At 60.2% G+C, this 16,250-nt stretch carries 33 protein-coding genes and 1 tRNA gene; 14 read left to right on the top strand and 20 right to left on the bottom strand.

Going from position 1 to position 16,250, the window contains the following annotated elements; translation table 11 throughout:
• A tRNA-Leu gene (locus ACP150_RS14050) sits at positions 1–85 on the top strand.
• 86 nt (positions 86–171) lie between these two features.
• Here ACP150_RS14050 and ACP150_RS14055 read toward each other — a convergent pair.
• The 20 genes from ACP150_RS14055 to ACP150_RS14150 form a co-directional block, all read right to left on the bottom strand.
• Positions 172–669, bottom strand: coding sequence for an HNH endonuclease (locus ACP150_RS14055; RefSeq protein ID WP_424967290.1), 498 nt, complete (start codon positions 667–669; stop codon positions 172–174).
• Complete coding sequence (locus ACP150_RS14060) at positions 669–1,685, bottom strand: tyrosine-type recombinase/integrase (protein ID WP_424967291.1); 1,017 nt, start codon at positions 1,683–1,685, stop codon at positions 669–671. The genes ACP150_RS14055 and ACP150_RS14060 overlap by 1 nt, the downstream gene beginning before the upstream one ends.
• Entirely contained in the window at positions 1,682–1,822 is a 141-nt protein-coding gene (locus ACP150_RS14065) for a hypothetical protein (RefSeq protein ID WP_424967292.1), read from the bottom strand. Before ACP150_RS14065 ends, ACP150_RS14060 begins: the two co-directional genes overlap by 4 nt.
• Positions 1,823–1,900: 78 nt before the next feature.
• Positions 1,901–2,104, bottom strand: coding sequence for a hypothetical protein (locus ACP150_RS14070; protein ID WP_424967293.1), 204 nt, complete (start codon positions 2,102–2,104; stop codon positions 1,901–1,903).
• Positions 2,105–2,322: 218 nt separating this feature from the next.
• The gene (locus ACP150_RS14075) at positions 2,323–2,616 is read right to left on the bottom strand and encodes a hypothetical protein (protein WP_424967294.1); all 294 of its coding nucleotides are present in this window, start codon (positions 2,614–2,616) and stop codon (positions 2,323–2,325) included.
• The gene (locus ACP150_RS14080) at positions 2,613–3,338 is read right to left on the bottom strand and encodes a hypothetical protein (protein ID WP_424967295.1); all 726 of its coding nucleotides are present in this window, start codon (positions 3,336–3,338) and stop codon (positions 2,613–2,615) included. The genes ACP150_RS14075 and ACP150_RS14080 overlap by 4 nt, the downstream gene beginning before the upstream one ends.
• A gap of 37 nt (positions 3,339–3,375) precedes the next feature.
• The gene (locus tag ACP150_RS14085) at positions 3,376–4,200 is read right to left on the bottom strand and encodes a phosphoadenosine phosphosulfate reductase family protein (RefSeq protein WP_424967296.1); all 825 of its coding nucleotides are present in this window, start codon (positions 4,198–4,200) and stop codon (positions 3,376–3,378) included.
• A complete protein-coding gene (locus ACP150_RS14090; RefSeq protein WP_424967297.1) occupies positions 4,197–4,376 on the bottom strand; it encodes a hypothetical protein in 180 nt (59 codons plus the stop codon). Before ACP150_RS14090 ends, ACP150_RS14085 begins: the two co-directional genes overlap by 4 nt.
• A gap of 385 nt (positions 4,377–4,761) precedes the next feature.
• Complete coding sequence (locus tag ACP150_RS14095) at positions 4,762–5,088, bottom strand: hypothetical protein (RefSeq protein WP_424967298.1); 327 nt, start codon at positions 5,086–5,088, stop codon at positions 4,762–4,764.
• Positions 5,085–5,321: a hypothetical protein gene (locus ACP150_RS14100; RefSeq protein ID WP_424967299.1), complete on the bottom strand. Its 237-nt coding sequence runs from the start codon at positions 5,319–5,321 to the stop codon at positions 5,085–5,087. Before ACP150_RS14100 ends, ACP150_RS14095 begins: the two co-directional genes overlap by 4 nt.
• Positions 5,318–5,710, bottom strand: coding sequence for a hypothetical protein (locus ACP150_RS14105; protein ID WP_424967300.1), 393 nt, complete (start codon positions 5,708–5,710; stop codon positions 5,318–5,320). Before ACP150_RS14105 ends, ACP150_RS14100 begins: the two co-directional genes overlap by 4 nt.
• Positions 5,707–6,075 (bottom strand): hypothetical protein, encoded by a 369-nt coding sequence (locus ACP150_RS14110; RefSeq protein ID WP_424967301.1) that lies wholly within the window; start codon positions 6,073–6,075, stop codon positions 5,707–5,709. The genes ACP150_RS14105 and ACP150_RS14110 overlap by 4 nt, the downstream gene beginning before the upstream one ends.
• Entirely contained in the window at positions 6,072–6,533 is a 462-nt protein-coding gene (locus ACP150_RS14115; protein WP_424967302.1) for a hypothetical protein, read from the bottom strand. Before ACP150_RS14115 ends, ACP150_RS14110 begins: the two co-directional genes overlap by 4 nt.
• Positions 6,530–7,138 (bottom strand): ERF family protein, encoded by a 609-nt coding sequence (locus ACP150_RS14120; protein WP_424967303.1) that lies wholly within the window; start codon positions 7,136–7,138, stop codon positions 6,530–6,532. Before ACP150_RS14120 ends, ACP150_RS14115 begins: the two co-directional genes overlap by 4 nt.
• A complete protein-coding gene (locus tag ACP150_RS14125) occupies positions 7,138–7,830 on the bottom strand; it encodes a hypothetical protein (protein ID WP_424967304.1) in 693 nt (230 codons plus the stop codon). The genes ACP150_RS14120 and ACP150_RS14125 overlap by 1 nt, the downstream gene beginning before the upstream one ends.
• A 2-nt stretch (positions 7,831–7,832) precedes the next feature.
• A complete protein-coding gene (locus ACP150_RS14130) occupies positions 7,833–8,789 on the bottom strand; it encodes a hypothetical protein (RefSeq protein WP_424967305.1) in 957 nt (318 codons plus the stop codon).
• On the bottom strand, positions 8,786–8,980 hold the full coding sequence (locus ACP150_RS14135; RefSeq protein ID WP_424967306.1) for a hypothetical protein: 195 nt from the start codon (positions 8,978–8,980) through the stop codon (positions 8,786–8,788). Before ACP150_RS14135 ends, ACP150_RS14130 begins: the two co-directional genes overlap by 4 nt.
• Before the next feature lie 89 nt (positions 8,981–9,069).
• A complete protein-coding gene (locus tag ACP150_RS14140; RefSeq protein WP_424967307.1) occupies positions 9,070–9,318 on the bottom strand; it encodes a hypothetical protein in 249 nt (82 codons plus the stop codon).
• Positions 9,319–9,328: 10 nt separating this feature from the next.
• The gene (locus ACP150_RS14145; RefSeq protein WP_424967308.1) at positions 9,329–9,682 is read right to left on the bottom strand and encodes a hypothetical protein; all 354 of its coding nucleotides are present in this window, start codon (positions 9,680–9,682) and stop codon (positions 9,329–9,331) included.
• Positions 9,683–10,151: 469 nt separating this feature from the next.
• Positions 10,152–10,571, bottom strand: a complete 420-nt coding sequence (locus ACP150_RS14150) for a helix-turn-helix domain-containing protein (RefSeq protein WP_424967309.1) — start codon at positions 10,569–10,571, stop codon at positions 10,152–10,154.
• On the opposite strand from ACP150_RS14150, the gene ACP150_RS14155 reads away from it, so the two are divergent.
• The 13 genes from ACP150_RS14155 to ACP150_RS14215 all read left to right on the top strand — a co-directional run bounded on the left by ACP150_RS14155 (position 10,551) and on the right by ACP150_RS14215 (position 16,213).
• The gene (locus tag ACP150_RS14155) at positions 10,551–10,787 is read left to right on the top strand and encodes a helix-turn-helix domain-containing protein (protein ID WP_424967310.1); all 237 of its coding nucleotides are present in this window, start codon (positions 10,551–10,553) and stop codon (positions 10,785–10,787) included. The two genes, ACP150_RS14150 and ACP150_RS14155, sit on opposite strands and share 21 nt — an antisense overlap.
• 34 nt (positions 10,788–10,821) lie before the next feature.
• Positions 10,822–11,388 carry a winged helix-turn-helix domain-containing protein gene (locus ACP150_RS14160; protein WP_424967311.1) on the top strand — a complete coding sequence of 189 codons (567 nt, stop codon included), beginning with the start codon at positions 10,822–10,824 and terminating at the stop codon, positions 11,386–11,388.
• Positions 11,385–11,657: a hypothetical protein gene (locus tag ACP150_RS14165; protein ID WP_424967312.1), complete on the top strand. Its 273-nt coding sequence runs from the start codon at positions 11,385–11,387 to the stop codon at positions 11,655–11,657. The genes ACP150_RS14160 and ACP150_RS14165 overlap by 4 nt, the downstream gene beginning before the upstream one ends.
• Positions 11,650–12,186, top strand: a complete 537-nt coding sequence (locus tag ACP150_RS14170; protein ID WP_424967313.1) for a class I SAM-dependent methyltransferase — start codon at positions 11,650–11,652, stop codon at positions 12,184–12,186. Before ACP150_RS14165 ends, ACP150_RS14170 begins: the two co-directional genes overlap by 8 nt.
• Positions 12,187–12,655: 469 nt before the next feature.
• A complete protein-coding gene (locus tag ACP150_RS14175; RefSeq protein ID WP_424967314.1) occupies positions 12,656–12,856 on the top strand; it encodes a hypothetical protein in 201 nt (66 codons plus the stop codon).
• The gene (locus ACP150_RS14180; RefSeq protein ID WP_424967315.1) at positions 12,853–13,275 is read left to right on the top strand and encodes a putative PDDEXK endonuclease; all 423 of its coding nucleotides are present in this window, start codon (positions 12,853–12,855) and stop codon (positions 13,273–13,275) included. The genes ACP150_RS14175 and ACP150_RS14180 overlap by 4 nt, the downstream gene beginning before the upstream one ends.
• The gene (locus ACP150_RS14185; RefSeq protein WP_424967316.1) at positions 13,272–13,820 is read left to right on the top strand and encodes a GIY-YIG nuclease family protein; all 549 of its coding nucleotides are present in this window, start codon (positions 13,272–13,274) and stop codon (positions 13,818–13,820) included. The genes ACP150_RS14180 and ACP150_RS14185 overlap by 4 nt, the downstream gene beginning before the upstream one ends.
• A complete protein-coding gene (locus ACP150_RS14190; protein WP_424967317.1) occupies positions 13,817–14,545 on the top strand; it encodes a MarR family transcriptional regulator in 729 nt (242 codons plus the stop codon). The genes ACP150_RS14185 and ACP150_RS14190 overlap by 4 nt, the downstream gene beginning before the upstream one ends.
• Positions 14,511–14,894, top strand: coding sequence for a hypothetical protein (locus ACP150_RS14195; RefSeq protein WP_424967318.1), 384 nt, complete (start codon positions 14,511–14,513; stop codon positions 14,892–14,894). The genes ACP150_RS14190 and ACP150_RS14195 overlap by 35 nt, the downstream gene beginning before the upstream one ends.
• Positions 14,891–15,190, top strand: a complete 300-nt coding sequence (locus tag ACP150_RS14200; protein WP_424967319.1) for a helix-turn-helix domain-containing protein — start codon at positions 14,891–14,893, stop codon at positions 15,188–15,190. Before ACP150_RS14195 ends, ACP150_RS14200 begins: the two co-directional genes overlap by 4 nt.
• The gene (gene ssb, locus ACP150_RS14205) at positions 15,175–15,684 is read left to right on the top strand and encodes a single-stranded DNA-binding protein (RefSeq protein WP_424967320.1); all 510 of its coding nucleotides are present in this window, start codon (positions 15,175–15,177) and stop codon (positions 15,682–15,684) included. The genes ACP150_RS14200 and ssb overlap by 16 nt, the downstream gene beginning before the upstream one ends.
• Positions 15,681–16,061: a hypothetical protein gene (locus tag ACP150_RS14210; protein ID WP_424967321.1), complete on the top strand. Its 381-nt coding sequence runs from the start codon at positions 15,681–15,683 to the stop codon at positions 16,059–16,061. Before ssb ends, ACP150_RS14210 begins: the two co-directional genes overlap by 4 nt.
• A complete protein-coding gene (locus tag ACP150_RS14215; RefSeq protein ID WP_424967322.1) occupies positions 16,058–16,213 on the top strand; it encodes a hypothetical protein in 156 nt (51 codons plus the stop codon). Before ACP150_RS14210 ends, ACP150_RS14215 begins: the two co-directional genes overlap by 4 nt.
• The last annotated feature ends 37 nt before the right edge of the window (positions 16,214–16,250 follow it).

Consider the following 16,250-nt stretch of genomic DNA (forward strand, 5'->3'; position numbering starts at 1 on the left):
GCCCGAGTGGCGGAATTGGTAGACGCAGGGGATTCAAAATCCCCCGCCGCAAGGTGTAAGGGTTCGAGTCCCTTCTCGGGCACCATATTGAAAGCATTTGGGAATTTCTCCTCCCGGCCCGCTTTCTTGGCCGCGTTTGTTATGCCAATACCCACACCCATACCCACTTTCTCATTTCGTTTTTGTTCCGTTCCAGGACCGCCCCGTGCGAATCCTAGAGATCATGCTGTGCGTCACGGAGTACCTTTTGGCGATTTCCACGTTAGTCAGGCCAGCGGCGATCAGGGACCGAATTCGCAAGATGTCTCGGTCGGATAGCTTGGCTCGATTGTTCGAACTTCCCGCCTGATCGCCGTTACTGCTGCGGCCACGCTCGCCCGCTTGCCGCATGTTCTCCTCGTGAGTCCCTGCCGCGATGTGATGCGGGTTGCAGCATCTGGGATTGTCGCAAGAGTGAAGCGCGTGGCGACTCCCAAGTGGCTCACCGTTAATAAGCTCCCATGCCATTCTGCTGGCAATCTTCACATTCCCATCGACCTTTAGAATTCCGTACCCAGCGCCCTTTGTCCCCGCTTGCCACTCCCAGCAATCATCATTGTCGGGACGCACATCGACCTTGGACCAGAAGCGCGCGATAGTGATTGGACTGTACCCACTTTCGTTACCCATCACTTCCTCTTTCTCTGCGCTGATTTCGACATTTTCTTCTGAGACGCCCGCGCCCGGTATTTCTGCACCATGGCGGTCGTCTTGTGGCCGGTTACGGCTTGGATCTGGGCGTCACTGCACCCCGCCTCGGCAAGCTCCACAGCGGCGTTTGAGCGCCAGCCGTGGGCCACATAGCCCAGAACCTTGGCGGCGGTCCTGACCCGTCTGATAGCCCGCGACACCGCATCGTAGCCCATGGGCTCGGTTAGGTTCTTCGCGAGGATGAACTTGCCCTTGCGGGGCATGGCGTCGAGGTAATCCCTAAGCGGCTTGGGGCAGTAGACCGACAGCCGGGTCGCCGTCTTGTCCTGCACCACGTCCATGAATTCCCCGTCATAGTGCGCCCATTCCATTTTGCAGCAGTCTCCCGGCCTCTGCCCGGTGAAGACCCCCAGCATGTAGGCAGTGAGGGCGTCAGCCTCGTCGAGCGAGCGGCAGGCGTTCACATATGCTTTGCGGGCCTTGTCCGGCCATGGCTCATACTCGCGCTGCTTTCCGAACAGCTCTATGCCCTTTGCCGGGTTGTCTTTGATCCAGTCAAGCCGGATCGCGTGGGCGAACAGCAGGGACATGACTTGCACGATATAGTCAGCCTTGCGGGGCGTTGCGGCGTACTTCTCATGTGCCGCCCGAACGTGGGCGCGGGTGGTGAACCGGACATCGCGGTCGGCATTCTTTTCCAGGATCAGGTTTATAATCGGGTCGTATTTCCGGCGGGTGCCGGTGGCGAGCGCCTTGTAGCGCCGGGAGGCCTTGTAGCTGTCCACCAAGGCTTTCCAGCTCGTCGCGGGGGCCTTCGTCAGCTCCGGCGCGCGACCACTGCGCAACTCCCAATACTTGGCGTCAAACTCGGGCGTGTCTTCGGCGAACGGGATCAAGACAGAGCGCTCCCGGCGCTTGCCGTTCTCGGTCCACGTGATCCGGTAATGCACCTTGCCGTTGACGCGCTTTGTGTACGGGCGGGCCTTTCGGGTCATAGCTCAAAGCCCTGATCGGGCCGGTGCGCGTCCCCACGCATTACGCTTTTCAGCTGCTCCACATCCCACCTATCGAAGTTCACCGGACGCGGCAGCGCGCCTTGCTCGACCAGCCTACGAAATTCCTTCGTGGACATGTCAAGCAGGCGTGCAGCGCCAGTGTCTTTGACAAAGAGGGGTGTCGCGGGCACGGTCTATCCTTTCTCAGCTATGGGTTACTCTTGAAGTTGCTCGCTGATCTTGAGTGTGACTTTTTCAGCTTCGGCCAGCTTGTCGGCGACTTCCAAGCCGTAGTCTCGCCATTCGTCGGCGCTCGCGTCGTCACGCGGCTCAACCGGAACTGCGAAGTCGATCTGGGTTAAACCGGCTGCCATATCGTCTAGCCTGTCAGCCAAGTGTCGCATTTCAGATTTGATCATCGTCTCATTCCTTCCGTGTGTGGGGGCTAGCCGGGGCGATCAGGTGCCCCGGCGCTCTGAGTTATTCCCACATAGGGGCCTCCATACCGGGGCCAGATACCCGGCGGTCGGCTGTCTAGCGGACTGCGCATTCCCCTGATCGCAAGCGAGCCGCGCAGCGGGCCTCAGCTCGGGGCGTCTATGCGGCGGTGATCGGGTTCGAAGAATGACCATCGCCTCTATCCTTTGTCCTGCTGCGCGGCGCTCGGCACGTCATAGGCATCGACAGCCACGTTCATCGCGGCTCGCGCCATTTTCTCCCACTTGGCACAGTCGGCTCGCAGCTGCGCGTTCTCTTTCTCCAGCTCCGCGATACCGTTGACCTCGTGCCGCGTTTCGCCTTGCACGCTGTTTTGCGCGGGGTCGTTGCGGTAGAACAGCTCAGCCATGGCGCTGGGGTGTTCGCGCAGATGGATGGTGTCAGCGGCGATAGGTGACGCCAGCAGGCACGTTAGCAGGGTTGCTCGGATCATTCTCTCGCCTCCATGTTCGCTTCAAATACCGCCCGCGCAAACCCGCGCGGGGTCAGGTTGCGGATCAGCTTGGTTTTCCGCGAAGACCCACCCAGCCGCATGAACTGCCGGGACCCGCGAATGATGCGCCCGCTCTTGGTCTCGCGCTCCAGTATCTCGGGCGTGACCGGGCGAGCTTCGGGGAAGACGAACCCGCCCCCGAACCATGCCCCGGTTTTCTTCGTGTAGGCGTCTCGCGGCGCGATGTATCTGGGCCATTCGGGGTGCTCCTCTTCCTCGGGCAGGTAGCCCCCGAATTGGAACGGATCCCATATGGCATCCGGCTTGCGCCACAGCGTGCACAGCCGCCCGATTGGGTTTTCCACGAGCCAAGCAGCCCCTGCGGCCTCGGCCTCCTCAGCGACCAGCGTAGCGCGCCTGACGGCCCTTGCCTGGAAGTGCGGGTCCTTTTCCGCTTTCTTCGCGAAGTGCTTGGCCCCCGACGCTGTGAGATCGTCACACGGTGGCCAGCCCAACACGAGCTTGCGGCCCGGTCGGCGGAGGACAGCGCGAACAACGGTCCACCCTTCGGCCCCGGGGTCGAGGTCTGCCGGGATGAAGGCGACGTTGCCGTGACTGGAAAATGTCGCGTGTTCTTTGTCAAAACACAGGCACTCATGGCCCGCAGCAGCCCAGGGCTCAACGGCAATGCCGGAGTGATCGAACAGAGACAGGACAATCATTCTCTTGCCTCCATGTCATGCTTCGCTTCAAACGGCCTCATTTTCCGCAACCCTCACACATCGGCATAAACAGATTGGGCTGCGCCTTGTCCGGCTTGGGCTTGTTCTCGCCCCAGCCGAATTTGTGCAGGTGCAGCGCCTCGGCTTCTAAGTCGTCAAGCCAAGCCCCCCACTCAGGGTCATAGGCCGCCGCTTCTATTCGCTCCTCAGGGCTTTGCATGGTGCCGCACATACACTCACCAGACCTACAGAGTGCCCTTGCAACTGGGTTGAGGGGAATGTTGCGCGTTGCGAGGTATTCGTCGCGAAGCTCGGGCGTCCAATCGTGGATAAGGTTGAAGTAGATGTTGCTTTGAGCGCCGGGGTCTATGCGTCCGCGCGCCATGTTCTTTTTGCGGTTCTCACTCTCGGCCTTGTATGCCCCGGTCAGGAGAAGCACGCGCACGCCTCTTTGGCCTTTCCGGAGCTCAGACGATACTGCGCTCCGAAAGGGTTGTGCCTTTAGCACTCGATACGCATAGCTGTGCGCGTCGCGACCTTTTCCGAAGAACCCTTTTCGCAGCACATATTCCTCATACGAGGTTCCGGCATCTGCAATGATCAGGGGCGCATCGGTTCCGTAGTTTGCCTGGACAAAGTGCGTTGTGCCCTTGAGCCCGCAGCCAGTGTGTCCGTGAATTGTCGCCGCAATTGGTAGCCCCAGCTCGACAGCAAGCGCATGGCAGGCGGCGCTATCGTTGCCGCCTGAGACCAGCGTTACAACGTACTTGGGGGAGTATAGCTCCATGGCAAGATTTACGTAGAACGCGCTCTGCGCGATGGCTTCGTCAAGCGTCTTTGGCGCTTCGGGCGGTAGCATCATTGGCCTGCCTCCATGTCATATTGAAACTGCCCGATAGCCTTGGGGCCGGGCCAATACGTGATTGCTGCAATCAGCAAGAGCCCGACCGAGACGGGCACGGTCCACTCGCGCACTGCTGCCCAGATCGCCTCCCGGCGCATCCGCTCGGTGTTGAGGGTTTCGAAGGCGGATTTCATTGCTCGGCCTCCGGCGCAGTTTTTGCAGGGTTTGTAGTATGCCATTACTATCCCTCAACTATTTTGGCTTTTAAGAAAGCGCAGAGAGCAGCACGAGCGGGATATGGGTTGTCGCTAATGTGGGGTTCGCGAAACGGGGCGTCCCCAGAATGCCAAACCATCGCGCTACCGGCGCTGCTTATTGACCAATCAAATCCAGCAAGATCATTCTCGATAAGGTCTATCGCTGCTGACGCGTGGTTGTTATAGGCTCTCAAGACGAGGGACGTACTCACCCCCGCTGGAGGGCAGAGTGGAATAAGGCGCGTCCCAACGACCCCAGCCTCCACCATCGCCAGCAGTTCCTTGAGCGCTGCCAGCGTCTCGGCGTCCGTAGTCTTGTCTGTCATTGCTCGGCCTCCGGGAGAAGGCTCTTGAGAAAGGCGACTTCCTCACGGGCGGCGGCGCGGAAAAGGGGGCCGCGAGAAGCATCTTCAAGCCATTCTCCGCGCTCATGATACGCGTGCTCGTATGGGGTGTCCCAGCACGAGATTTCCCCGGTCCTCTCAGCCACAGGGCAGCCTTCACAGCCAAGCTTGTGGAACAGGTCGCAAAGCGGGCAATCAATAACGGTCAGCTTCGCATTCTCCGCCTTCCGCACCCGCGCGTTCTTCTCCCACTTCGCGATGCTGGCCTTGAGGGCTTCGAGCGTCTTAGCGTCCATATCGGTCATTGCTCGGCCTCTTGACCCATGTCCGCCAAATCGTTGAGCACTTCTTCGCGCCAGCGCTGCAGTTTTGGGTGCCTCAGCAAAGCGTCGATTGCCCGTTCATAGGCGTCATAGCCTTCTGCGGTTTCCTCGGCGTCTCGGGCCTGCACGAGCATGGTCAAAGACTGCCGCTGCGGGCGTGCCGCATCCCGCTTTGCTCTCGCCAGCATGGTTTTTAGGTCCTGATTGCAGGTCATTGCTCGGCCTCCCAGATCAGGGCCTTGATGATCGCGGTCAACCACGCACGTGCTGCGTTGTCGTCAACCACGTCTGCAGTATGTCCAACACGCCAGCTATGCGGACGCGAAACCCAAGCTCTTTTAGCCTCAGACTCCTTAGTCACCCCGTCGCCGTATCGTTCATGAAAGCGCCAACCCCACCCCGGCAGCACCGCGTCATGCAGCGCCTTGGCCGCGTCGAGGGAGCCCCCCTTGGCCTTTAGAAAGTCGCGCTGCTTGTGCTGGCCAAACCCTACGAAAACATCGTGGCCGGACCACCGGTCAGAGTCCTCTACGACAGCGGCCTGCAACTTCTTGAGCGCTGCCAGCGCCTCGGCGTCCATGGTCTTGTCTGTTGTGGTGCTCATTCGAACCGTCCTGTCTCAATCATGCGGTGCGCCCATGCAGTTCCGTCTGCTTCGGTGCCGTAGGCTGCAACGAACCCCTTGGGGTCGATGTGAATGGCGATCTTGTTCGGGTCTCCGCCTCGGTGGTGATGGGTGCACAAGGGCTGGGCTTCGACGTCCGGGGCTCTGTCTTGCGACAGCCGACCTATGATCGGGTGATGGGCCTCGGTTGGTGTGGTCTGTGTCATGCCGTATTCGTAGCAAGCCCAGCAGGGCAGGCGGCGCACGCGGGCCACGTGGGGCTTATCAACAAGCCCCTGACGCTCCCGGCGTGGCTTCTTCTTCCGCTTGATGGGCTTGGGCACGGGGCGCAGAGGGCGGTTCATGCCGCGCCCTCATACTTGCGGGCCACTGGTCCGGTCAGAGAAACGCCCTGACCGGACCAGTGGCGGTGCATCGAGTCCAAGTATTGCCGCATAAGCTTCACACCCATGATCCGGGACACGGGGTAATCGTGCGGCTCCAGCATCAAATCGAGCTTCTCGGCGTAGCTAAAGCGGTCGCGTATCAAGCGATCCCACTGCTCGCGAAAGTCCTCTTTGTGTGCGCGGAGAAGCCCGACGCCGATATGCAACTTGCTGAACGCCCGCGCGTCCTGTGCGGACCAGCCGTCCAACTGCCGCCCTACGTCCGCGTACCAAATGAACGACAGGTTGCGCTGTTCATCGCTCTGGCTTTTCTGAGGCCCCTTGATGGTAACAACGCTGTCCTTGTCTGCGCCCATTATGAGCGTGCAGGCGTACTCGCGCTGACTATCGCTGCGTAGAATAACAGGCCGGGTCATGCTGCCGGGGCCTGCATTGCGGGATCATCCGGCACGGCTTCCATGCGCGCGTTCTTCACGGCCTGCAGTTCAAGTTGCATCGGCTCAGGCAAGCCTTTATAGGCCGCGTCGAACTTGGGATTGGCCCATGTCGCGTTGACCAGTTGCTTGGTCGTCTGCTTTTCCAACAGGCCCTTGAGCGTATCCCGCTTCTGCGCGTCCGTGTATTCGGGGCGTTCAGGCTCATCGCCCTTGTTCGTGGCGTCAGGGTCAACTGACCCGTCATCCAAAGCCACAAGGCCGGACAGAGCGTACTTGCGGGCATAGCTAGATGCGGAGCCGGTGATCTGGGAAGGGTCCATGCCCTTCTTCGTCAGCGGGTGCAGGGCGTGGCCGGTTGCGCTGTATTCTTCGCCAGAGGCAAAGCTGATCTTGGCGGTCGCGGAGACAAAGATTTGCCCGGCAAGCTCCTGCAATTCATCGGTGACAGTCACCGTTGCATCATCGGGCAGCGCAGCCTTGATCGCGGACAGGATGCCTTCTGCCGTGCGGTAGTTGTACCCGCCGAAGTCGTTGCGGCGATCCTTGGCGACGTGCACCTTGCGTTGAAGTTCTGCGAATTCCATCAGTACGCCTCTTTCTCGGTCCACACGCGGACACCGGCGATGGGGGTGCCGTCCTTGTGGTAGCGGCGGGCGTACTCATTGCAGAATTCTTCGAGCGCGGGCCGGTCGTTCTTGTTCAGCCAGCGCAGCATGTCGCTGTAATCGGTGATCTCCCATTTGGTCACCGTGCGCATACCCTTGACGGTATCTTTGTTCGCTGCGCTTGCGGCCTTTTGGGCCTCTCGCGCCTCTTGGATCTTTGCCGCCGCCTCGCGCTGTTCCTCAATGTCAGCCACATTCGCTGCAGCGATGGCGGCCTGAGCCTCACGCTCTTTACGGCGGGCCTCCTCTTGGGCCGCAACCCGGGCGGCTTCTTTTTCATCCGCCAGCTTCTGCTTGAGCGGCGCGACTAGGGCGGTAAGGCCCTTGCGGATGCGCTCGATATCATCTTCGGTGGGCTTCCACCGTGCGATTTCAGCCTTCCAGGCATCGTGCAACGGAGCGGTTGCGGCCTTCTTCGCCTTGCCCAGATCGGAGTTTGCCGTGCGCATTGTCTTGATCAGCGCGTCAACAGCCTTCATCTGACCTTCGTCAGTGACAGGCTCTCCATCCAACCAGTTTTCGGCCTCGCTGATTGTGTCGCCATAGGGCGCTAGAGCTTCGTCAATGGGGTCCGGCGGGGTATTGTGGCCAATGGGTGCGATCTGGTTCATGGTCAAAACATCCGGTCGATGATTTCGGTGAGGTAGGCGGCGTCTACCCGGTTCGGGTCTTTGTCCTTCACTCGCTGGATGACTTGGGCGAAGTACGCCGCGTCAACGCCTGTGAGCTGTTCTTCAAGGACGGCGGGGTTCTTGAGGTCGAGATCGGAAAGCTGCATGGACATTTTGAGATACTGGCCAGCATTTATGCGCCAGCCGCGCTCTATGAACTTGCGGGTCCGGATGACCGAGCAGAGCGGGTATAGAGACCCAGAGTAGGCCAGTGTTTTGCTGAGAAGGGCCTCAAGGGCTTCTGGCCGCAGGGTCAGCTTGCCCGTTGACGCCTCCCAGTAGTTCTTGCAGTGGTCGAAATCATAGTTCTCATGGATTTCATCCGGGTCTCCGAAGAACCGAACTACAATCTGCACCTTGCCCTTTAGACTGATGGCGTTGGAGCTGATGAACGAGGGTTCATAGGGTGTTCCCTCCGCCAGTTCCTCTTTAATCGGCTCCACGATATCAGCGACCTCGCTGAGAGGGTCGAATGCCTCGGAGACATAATCGCCCGCTTCGTGGTCGGGTCGGCTCTCAAAGTATTTATAGTCGCTTTCGGCATCAGCGGAAGCCACGCCAGCAGACTGCACCACAAGGCGAACGCGGTCCTTCCCTCGGGTGTCTTTGAGGTCCTCCACGAAGACGTCGTAAGGGACACCGCCCTGCGCCGACTTGATGGCTTTGAAGCGCTCGCAGTAGTATTCGGCGAGCTTGCGAACTGTCTCCTTCTTGCGCAGATAGACGTCGAAATCGTTGACGGTCTCGCCCAGAAGCATGGAGGCGATGCAGCCGCCTGTTACCACAACCTCCTTTGCGCAGTCTTTGCGCAGGCTTTCGTCCTCAATTGACGCCAGCCACTCGTCCACCTTCTTGCGGAGGATCGCCTTGATGGTCTTGGCTTTCAATCCGTGGTTCATGACTGGCCCTCCAAGGCTCGAATGAGGTTCGTGTAATGCGCAATGCGCGCGCGGAGTGATGTGTATTCGCTGAGGAAGAGCTTGCCGCGCAGGCGGCTCTGACAGGCCGAGCGCTGGTTGCGGTAATAGCGGGACAAGTCGCAAGCCTCGGGAGACATGGCCGGTGCGATTTCTTGTGTCTGTGCGTTCATAGTCTCTGCTCCGGCTCGGACGCCCTGCGCCAAGGGCTGTTCCGGTGGGGGACGGTGCTAGGGGGATGCCCTAGGCGCGCACCGGGGGATCACTTGATTTCCTCGAAAAGCTTCTCGCGATGGTGCGCTAGGTCATCGCCCGGCCATTCTTTCTCGATGATTTCCCGTGCCTTTTCGCGGCCGAGTTCTGTCGCCTCAAAGGCCGAAACGAGCAGCCCCGCATCGATGAGCTTCTGAACGCGCTTGTGGGGCTTATCGAAGTTGCTATGCGAACGCAGTTCGCCCCCGCCGCGCGCGCTATGCACCAATTGCCTTTTGTCGATTTCTGTCAGCCTCATCGTTCTCTCCTCACTCAGCAGCCACGGCGGATGCGTGGTATTCGTTGAGGGTAATGTCGGTGAGGCGGGCCACGTCCAAACCAAGCTCGGTCAGGTTCGCGTTGTCATAAAAGACGTCGCCCACCAAGCAGCCGATCAGATCAATCTCGGTGTCATGGGCCGCGTCGAAGCAGGCGAAGCATTCCTCGCCGCGCTCGTTCTCCGGGTCCATGATCTCGGCCCACGGTTCGGACCAGTCGCTGCAATAGTCGAAGCCGCGCGCATTACCGTAGAGGTATTCAACAACCGCGCCGCCTTCGCTGGGGGCGATCTTGACCGTCACCGGCTCACCGTGGCGGAGGTCTGTTATGTGGCGCTGGTTCATCGTGTTCACCTCTGTTGCTTGAGGGCGTTATCGCTGAGCGATGAATGCGTGATCGGCAGCGCTGGCCGCAATGACCGGCAGAGTGATGGCTGTTCCATTGTCGCCACCGCAGAATGGGCAGGGCGGGGCGACGAGCGCGCCCATGTGCTGGAATTCGCTGTCAAACCCCGTGCCTCGGCAGTGCGGGCAAATCGTGGGGCGCAAACTGATGATGGGGGGCGATTGCATTGTGGTCTCTATCCGTTGTTGATAGAGGCACTGTCTCATATTGCGACATGACAGTCAACAAGTAATGTCACAATGTGCGACGGCTGGACCTCAGGGGCCTGATTTGTTAATTAAAGATTTTGTGAAACTGGCCCCGTACAGGAGACACAAGTGACCTATGAACAGTCGGCACAGAGGCTGATCGAGATGTTGCCACTGCTAAGCGAGAGGGATGTGGGAAGGCTGCTACTTCAAGTGCAGCTCATCGCTGATGCTTCTGCGCCAGAGCCTCCGCCAGATGCACAATCGCAGCACGATCTTCTTCGGAAAGACTGCGCATAAGGTCCATGATTTGAGCTTCTGGCCCGCCCTCTGAGAATAGTCGCTCAGGCGCCACCCCAAGCGCTTTGGCTATTGCGTTTAGTCTCAATGTGTTGGCGGGCCTTGTCTCCCTCTCGATCATAGCGAGTTGAGAGCGCGACATGTTCGCGCGTGCCGCAAGGTCAGCCTGGGTCCAGCCTTTAGCTTCCCGGAGTTCACGAATCCTAAGTGCCATGGGCACTGAGTAAAACTTTCGCATAGCCAACGCACGACCGTAATAGTGACAGGGCGGTTCGTTGCTTGTTGACGTGCTTGTCGCAATGTGAGACATTGCTCCGACATGAGCACTCTCCACAAACATATCAAGTCCCAAGGTTGGAACATGACTAACGCGGCGGCGGCGCTTGGTGTGTCGCGCCCGTATCTGTACGGCCTATTGGATGAGACCCGCGAACCCAGCCTAGAGGTTGCGCAGCGGATCGAGCAGGCAACAGGCGGCGCTGTCCCGGTTTCGGGTTGGCCCAAGTTTAAGAAGGTTCTCAGGGCCGCTTCTCCGCACGGTGAGGCCCCGCAATGAGCCCCCTCGCAACCACAGCAAGCGGGGGCCAGTGATGCACAGCCTTGAGCGCGAAATACGCGAGGCCCCAGAGGATCAACGCCTAGAGTACGCCATAGAAATCGTGCGGCGGCTGACGTGCGAGGATCAGGCGGCTCTTGCTCATATAGCCAAGAGATACGGCGTCACTCCGCAGGAAAGTCGGCTCATCTGGGTGCTGGCCTCCAGCGCTCCTGACGTTGCCCCCAAAGAGCGTATTTACACCGCCATCTGCGGCTTGCGCGGCGAGGTCGAAGAAAAGCTGATCGATGTTTTGGTTAGCAAGGTTCGCAAGAAAACAAGCCTGACGATCGAAAACGTTCGGGGCTTCGGTTACGCTCTGGATCCCGAACAGGCCAAAGAAGTATTGGCGGATGCGCCGAAGTGCCCTGAGCTTTTCCCCGGCACTCTCTCGACGCCGTTCCAGCGCAATTTGCCCTGGACCCCCGAGGATGATGCCGACCTGGCCATAATGGTTTCAACGGGCTCCGAGGTGTGGGCGATGGCCGAGGAGTTTGGCCGGACGCAGCGCGCCGTATTGGTCCGCATAGCTCTGCTACGTGAGCGGGGGGCTTTGAATTGACCATCATAGCCGCAGACACCCTCGGCACATACCTTGCAGTAGCCTCAGACGCCTATGTCGGCGGCAAGTTCGTCTCGGACGTGATTGCGCCTGTCGCGATGTTTGACCCGGCCATCATCATCGGCGGTCTGACCTTCGCTGTGCTGGCGGGCGTGAGCCTGTCGGATGTGGCGGCGTTCGTTGCGCCGGAGCCTACGGCCATTCCGCTGCCGTGGCCTGGGTTGCTGCTGCTGGGGGCGCTGGCTGCGCTGCGGTGGCGTCGTGGGTAAGCGCTCTGATTTTCCCCGTCGAAAGCACGACACCTACGACACACCGCGCGAGGCGGTGGAGCCTCTCAGGGGCCACCTGCCGCGCCGCGCGCCTTATTGGGAGCCTTGCGCCGGAAGTGGCGCGCTCATCAGAGCGCTTTCCTTTGGCAACTGCGTTGCTTGCTCTGACATCGAGCCGCGCGGCCTTGATGGCTGGATGCAGCGGGCGGATGCGCTTTCGGTCGGGCAGAAAAGCGTTGCGATGGCAGAAGCTGATTACATCATCACAAACCCGCCGTGGACTCGGCAAATCCTGCATCCGATGATCGACCATTTCGCGCATCTGCGGCCCACTTGGCTGCTGTTTGACGCGGATTGGATGCACACCAAGCAAGCCGCGCCGTACCTCAAGATGTGCCGCAAGATCGTCTCGGTTGGCCGCGTCTCATGGATGCAGAACGGCCAGACCGGCAAGGACAACTGCGCTTGGTATCTATTCGATGCCTACGACACCGGACCTGCCCGCTTTTTCGGGAGGGCCGCCCAATGACCACCACTCACAAGAACCGCGCTTCGGCGTGCAGGGCGACGGCTATCGGCGAGGAAAGGGCGGGTTTTCCTGGTAGTTCGCCTGCCCAAGTACCGCCTCTGGCCGACATCACCTCTGACCGGGGGCAGGGTGCCCGATCCCCCCGGACCCATTCCGAATACGCCGCAGGAACCGCCCCACGGGCCTCCGGCGCATCCCCTCGCGCAAAGGCGCGGGGGGTAACTGTTCCCGGCACGGCGGGTAATCCGTGCACTCCTCCCCTGAACTTCCCCGGGCGTTGCATGGCGTCCGGGGCTTTTTGAGAGGCGAGCATGACCCTACGCGAATTCGCAGCAATCCAAGAGAAGCGCAAGCGGGCCATAGAAGCCCATCGGAAGGCACTGACCTTCAAGGACACCCAACGCCAGAACAGAACCGCCCAGAGGCCACGAGAGGCCACCACAGAGGCCCTTAGGGCGGAGGTGGGGAAGTGAGGCAAGCTATCTACACCCGCGCCGAGAACCTTCCTATTGGCTCGCAAGAGTGGCGCGATCTCGTGGAGAATCGGTTGCTGGAGGGCTACGGGGTCGAGGACATTGCCTTGTGGCTGGATACGCCGCTGCGAGCCGTTCGCTCTCACGTCGCCACCCTGCGCGCTTCGGGCGCGCTGCAAAAGTGGTGGCGCAAATGACCGGGGCGAACTCACGCCGCAAGGGCGCTGCATTTGAGCGCGATGTCGCCAAGCTACTGTTTCTCGAAACCGGGATCGAGTTCAAGCGAGACCTTGACCAGACCCGAGAGGAAGCGCGCGGCGATCTGATCACGGAATGCCAAGACTGGCCGTTCCTGATCGAGTGCAAGAACTGGGCCGCTGCCAAGACCTTCCGTTCTGAATGGGCTGTCCAAGCACACGAGGCCGCAGAGAAAGCCGGGAAGTTCCCCTGCGTTGTCTACAAGGCGAACCGTGGCGAGGTCCGTGTGCGCGTGTGGTTCGACGCCATAGCTGCGACCTTCGGCGGTCACGCGATCACTCACCAGCACGCAGAAGTTAGCCTTCAAGGGCTCGCCTATCTCGCACGGGAAATGATGGCAGAGGGGGTGAGCAAGTGAGCGAGGGTTATGTTTACGCGCTGACCAACTCTGCGATGCCCGGGCTGATCAAGATTGGCAAGACCACTCGCGATCCGCACGACAGGGCAAGGGAGATAAGCAGCGGCACCGGCGTTCCTGCACCGTTTGAGGTCCATTGCGCCGTCTTCTGCCCAAATTGCCACGCGGCTGAGCGCGAGGCTCACCGCGTCTTAGCCGACCTTCGCCTGAATGATGACCGGGAGTTCTTCCGGTGCGAGATGCACGAAACTGAGCATGTCGAGAAACTTTTGGGCGACATCCAGAGAGAGCAAGTTGAGGGGTGGCTGGAGGCATTTATCCCAGATCAGATTATCGTCCCTGAGACTGACTTCTTTGACGTAGCGCTGCTGGCTGATGCAGCTGCGGCCTACGACATGCACACATACGCCCTGAAGGACGCTCTGGCGTACCTGACGCCAGAGGACATGAAGGGAGCCGTTGAACGCTATCAGGCGCACGTGGAAGCCCGGAAGGCAGCACGAGAGAGCGGCGAAGAAATGCCGCCCCTGAGGCTTGTCAGATGAGCGGGTGGTTCGCCATGCGGCGGGGCATTCACGAGCACCCGCTTTTCAAAAAGCGTCCTGACAGGCTGTTTGTCTGGTCTTGGATGCTGGCCACGGCTGCGTGGAAGCCCTACCGGATGGACGCTGGCGGATCGGTCATCACGGTGGAGCGGGGGCAGCTTTGCGTCACCCAAAGACAGATTGAGGAAGCGACCGGAGTGGGCCGACAGGCGATCCGCAGGCTCTTGGATGACCTTGAAGCCGAAACAGCGATTGAACGAAAACCGGCCACTGAAAAAACCAAAGGAAAAACCCTGATAACCATCTGCAATTACGGCAAATATCAGGATGCCGCCCCAAGGAAAAACCCAGACGAAAACCCAACAGCAACCCAACAGCAACCCATAAATAAACAAGATAACAATTATTCCGTTCCTTCGGAACGGGGCGAGACGCCCCCGCCGACGCCAGTTTCCGTGGCCACGACTGCGATGTGGTCAGCGGGCAAGGCTTACCTCGCGAGCAAGGGGGTCAGAGATCCGGGCAGCATGATCGGAAAATGGATGCGCGACACTGGCAACGACACCATCGCGATCCTCAATGCTCTCGACGCGGCCCACAAGATCGGCACCGAGGAGCCGGTTTCGTACATCACCAAAGTTCTCAACGGAGGCACCAATGCCCAACCTTCCAAGCAAGACCAGCGAATGCATGCCTTCATCTCAGGCGCGCGCGGTTCATCGTGAATGGATTGGCGGGCGGGCTCTGACCCTTCTCAGCCACTACTGGCGGGACGATGACCCGACCGAGTTGACCGCAGCCATCGGTCAGGATTGGGCAGACGTTCTGGAGGGCCTGCCGCAAGAGCTGATCCAGCGGGCCTGCATCGAGTATCAGCGCAAATTCCCCCGGAAGAAGCCGACGCCTGGGGCGATCTACGAAATCGCGAAATCCTACATGCCGAAGCCTGAGCCGGTGCGCATCGAGCAATTCAGCCCCGTGCGCGACCCGGATGAGATTTGCAGCGCCGAAGCAGCCGAGCGGATCATGCAGGAAGCGGGGTTTCGTCCGAAGAAGTTCGGGGGCGCGGCATGAACGAGGCCGAAATGATCCGAGCCGCCCTCAAGGCAGCGCGCCCGAACAACATGGCCGAGACCCGCCAGAAGTTCCGCATAGCTGCGAAGGTGGCCAATGCAACCGGCGTCAAGCTCTCCGAGATGCGCGGCATCCGCCGGGACAACGAAACCGTAGCCGCCCGCTGGGCCGCAATGCACGCCATGCGCGCCGCCGGTCACAGCTACCCGAGCATTGGGAAATTCTTCAACCGTGACCACACGACCGTGATGCACGCAATCAACAGAATGGAGGCCGCGACATGTCAGGCTCAGTGAACAAGGTCATCCTCATCGGCAATCTTGGCCGTGACCCAGAGGTCCGCACATTCCAGAACGGCGGCAAGGTCTGCAACCTCCGCATCGCCACTTCCGAGACATGGAAAGACAAGAGCACCGGCGAGCGGAAAGAGCGGACCGAGTGGCATTCGGTTTCAATCATGAACGACCCACTGATCCGGGTGGCCGAGCAGTATCTCCGCAAGGGATCGAAGGTCTACATCGAGGGCCAGCTCACCACCAGAAAATGGCAGGACCAGAGCGGACAGGACCGCTACAGCACCGAGATCGTCCTGCGCCCGTACAAGTCCGAGTTGACCATGTTGGACGGGAAGCAGGATGGGCAGTCATCCGGTGGCGGCTATGGCAGCGGCTACGGGGCAAGTCTTGGCGGCAACCACGATGCATCAATGCCCAGCGGCTACGGGGCAGGGGGCAGGCCGCAGAGCGATCTGGAAGATTCGATTCCATTCAACTGGGTGGGGCTGGTATGACCCTCATGTTCGAAGTCAGCGGCATTGTCGATACCATCGGCCACCGCACGCATCCCTGCATTGGCCAAGATGTGAAATGCCCCGGCAGCGCGCGCCAAAAGTTCGAGCGCGCCTATCCCGGCAAGGCTGTGACAAACGTAACCGTGCGGCGACTGGAGCACCAACGGGCCACGCCAGACCCCCATGCGGACGGATCCCTTGAAGGTCGCGTTCTGGCCGTTCTGGCCCCCGGTGTGACGCTCAGGTCAGCGGCGATTGCGAAGCTCTTAGGCGAGGAGGGCAGGTCAGTGCCTAACACGCTACGGCGGCTCAAGGGTAAGGGCTTGGTTCATTGCCAGCAGGTAGACAGCGCCGGTGGGCATTGGGGGCGGGTATGAGCGAGTATGCCATATTGGCGTTTGCGATCATCATCTTTCATGAGATGACCGGGTGCAGCATTGTGAGAACCCTCGGCACGGTCACTGGGGTCTATGCGGGGATCTTTGTCGCTACGATCATTGTCGAAACGATCAAGGTGGTGCTGTCATGACCACACTGACAGACGCAGAGCTGCTCTGCCTGCGGCA

The organism is Dinoroseobacter sp. S375, from assembly GCF_049800775.1.
Lineage (GTDB): Bacteria > Pseudomonadota > Alphaproteobacteria > Rhodobacterales > Rhodobacteraceae > Dinoroseobacter.

What these genes read in the sequence shown, in the direction of transcription:
- ACP150_RS14055 (WP_424967290.1), bottom strand. Translation starts at nt 669, where the DNA reads ATGGGTAACGAAAGTGGGTACAGTCCAATCACTATCGCGCGCTTCTGG.
- ACP150_RS14060 (WP_424967291.1), bottom strand. Translation starts at nt 1,685, where the DNA reads ATGACCCGAAAGGCCCGCCCGTACACAAAGCGCGTCAACGGCAAGGTG.
- ACP150_RS14065 (WP_424967292.1), bottom strand. Translation starts at nt 1,822, where the DNA reads ATGTCCACGAAGGAATTTCGTAGGCTGGTCGAGCAAGGCGCGCTGCCG.
- ACP150_RS14070 (WP_424967293.1), bottom strand. Translation starts at nt 2,104, where the DNA reads ATGATCAAATCTGAAATGCGACACTTGGCTGACAGGCTAGACGATATG.
- ACP150_RS14075 (WP_424967294.1), bottom strand. Translation starts at nt 2,616, where the DNA reads ATGATCCGAGCAACCCTGCTAACGTGCCTGCTGGCGTCACCTATCGCC.
- ACP150_RS14080 (WP_424967295.1), bottom strand. Translation starts at nt 3,338, where the DNA reads ATGATTGTCCTGTCTCTGTTCGATCACTCCGGCATTGCCGTTGAGCCC.
- ACP150_RS14085 (WP_424967296.1), bottom strand. Translation starts at nt 4,200, where the DNA reads ATGATGCTACCGCCCGAAGCGCCAAAGACGCTTGACGAAGCCATCGCG.
- ACP150_RS14090 (WP_424967297.1), bottom strand. Translation starts at nt 4,376, where the DNA reads ATGAAATCCGCCTTCGAAACCCTCAACACCGAGCGGATGCGCCGGGAG.
- ACP150_RS14095 (WP_424967298.1), bottom strand. Translation starts at nt 5,088, where the DNA reads ATGACCGATATGGACGCTAAGACGCTCGAAGCCCTCAAGGCCAGCATC.
- ACP150_RS14100 (WP_424967299.1), bottom strand. Translation starts at nt 5,321, where the DNA reads ATGACCTGCAATCAGGACCTAAAAACCATGCTGGCGAGAGCAAAGCGG.
- ACP150_RS14105 (WP_424967300.1), bottom strand. Translation starts at nt 5,710, where the DNA reads ATGAGCACCACAACAGACAAGACCATGGACGCCGAGGCGCTGGCAGCG.
- ACP150_RS14110 (WP_424967301.1), bottom strand. Translation starts at nt 6,075, where the DNA reads ATGAACCGCCCTCTGCGCCCCGTGCCCAAGCCCATCAAGCGGAAGAAG.
- ACP150_RS14115 (WP_424967302.1), bottom strand. Translation starts at nt 6,533, where the DNA reads ATGACCCGGCCTGTTATTCTACGCAGCGATAGTCAGCGCGAGTACGCC.
- ACP150_RS14120 (WP_424967303.1), bottom strand. Translation starts at nt 7,138, where the DNA reads ATGGAATTCGCAGAACTTCAACGCAAGGTGCACGTCGCCAAGGATCGC.
- ACP150_RS14125 (WP_424967304.1), bottom strand. Translation starts at nt 7,830, where the DNA reads ATGAACCAGATCGCACCCATTGGCCACAATACCCCGCCGGACCCCATT.
- ACP150_RS14130 (WP_424967305.1), bottom strand. Translation starts at nt 8,789, where the DNA reads ATGAACCACGGATTGAAAGCCAAGACCATCAAGGCGATCCTCCGCAAG.
- ACP150_RS14135 (WP_424967306.1), bottom strand. Translation starts at nt 8,980, where the DNA reads ATGAACGCACAGACACAAGAAATCGCACCGGCCATGTCTCCCGAGGCT.
- ACP150_RS14140 (WP_424967307.1), bottom strand. Translation starts at nt 9,318, where the DNA reads ATGAGGCTGACAGAAATCGACAAAAGGCAATTGGTGCATAGCGCGCGC.
- ACP150_RS14145 (WP_424967308.1), bottom strand. Translation starts at nt 9,682, where the DNA reads ATGAACCAGCGCCACATAACAGACCTCCGCCACGGTGAGCCGGTGACG.
- ACP150_RS14155 (WP_424967310.1), top strand. Translation starts at nt 10,551, where the DNA reads ATGAGCACTCTCCACAAACATATCAAGTCCCAAGGTTGGAACATGACT.
- ACP150_RS14150 (WP_424967309.1), bottom strand. Translation starts at nt 10,571, where the DNA reads ATGTTTGTGGAGAGTGCTCATGTCGGAGCAATGTCTCACATTGCGACA.
- ACP150_RS14160 (WP_424967311.1), top strand. Translation starts at nt 10,822, where the DNA reads ATGCACAGCCTTGAGCGCGAAATACGCGAGGCCCCAGAGGATCAACGC.
- ACP150_RS14180 (WP_424967315.1), top strand. Translation starts at nt 12,853, where the DNA reads ATGACCGGGGCGAACTCACGCCGCAAGGGCGCTGCATTTGAGCGCGAT.
- ACP150_RS14190 (WP_424967317.1), top strand. Translation starts at nt 13,817, where the DNA reads ATGAGCGGGTGGTTCGCCATGCGGCGGGGCATTCACGAGCACCCGCTT.
- ACP150_RS14195 (WP_424967318.1), top strand. Translation starts at nt 14,511, where the DNA reads ATGCCTTCATCTCAGGCGCGCGCGGTTCATCGTGAATGGATTGGCGGG.
- ACP150_RS14200 (WP_424967319.1), top strand. Translation starts at nt 14,891, where the DNA reads ATGAACGAGGCCGAAATGATCCGAGCCGCCCTCAAGGCAGCGCGCCCG.
- ssb (WP_424967320.1), top strand. Translation starts at nt 15,175, where the DNA reads ATGTCAGGCTCAGTGAACAAGGTCATCCTCATCGGCAATCTTGGCCGT.
- ACP150_RS14210 (WP_424967321.1), top strand. Translation starts at nt 15,681, where the DNA reads ATGACCCTCATGTTCGAAGTCAGCGGCATTGTCGATACCATCGGCCAC.
- ACP150_RS14215 (WP_424967322.1), top strand. Translation starts at nt 16,058, where the DNA reads ATGAGCGAGTATGCCATATTGGCGTTTGCGATCATCATCTTTCATGAG.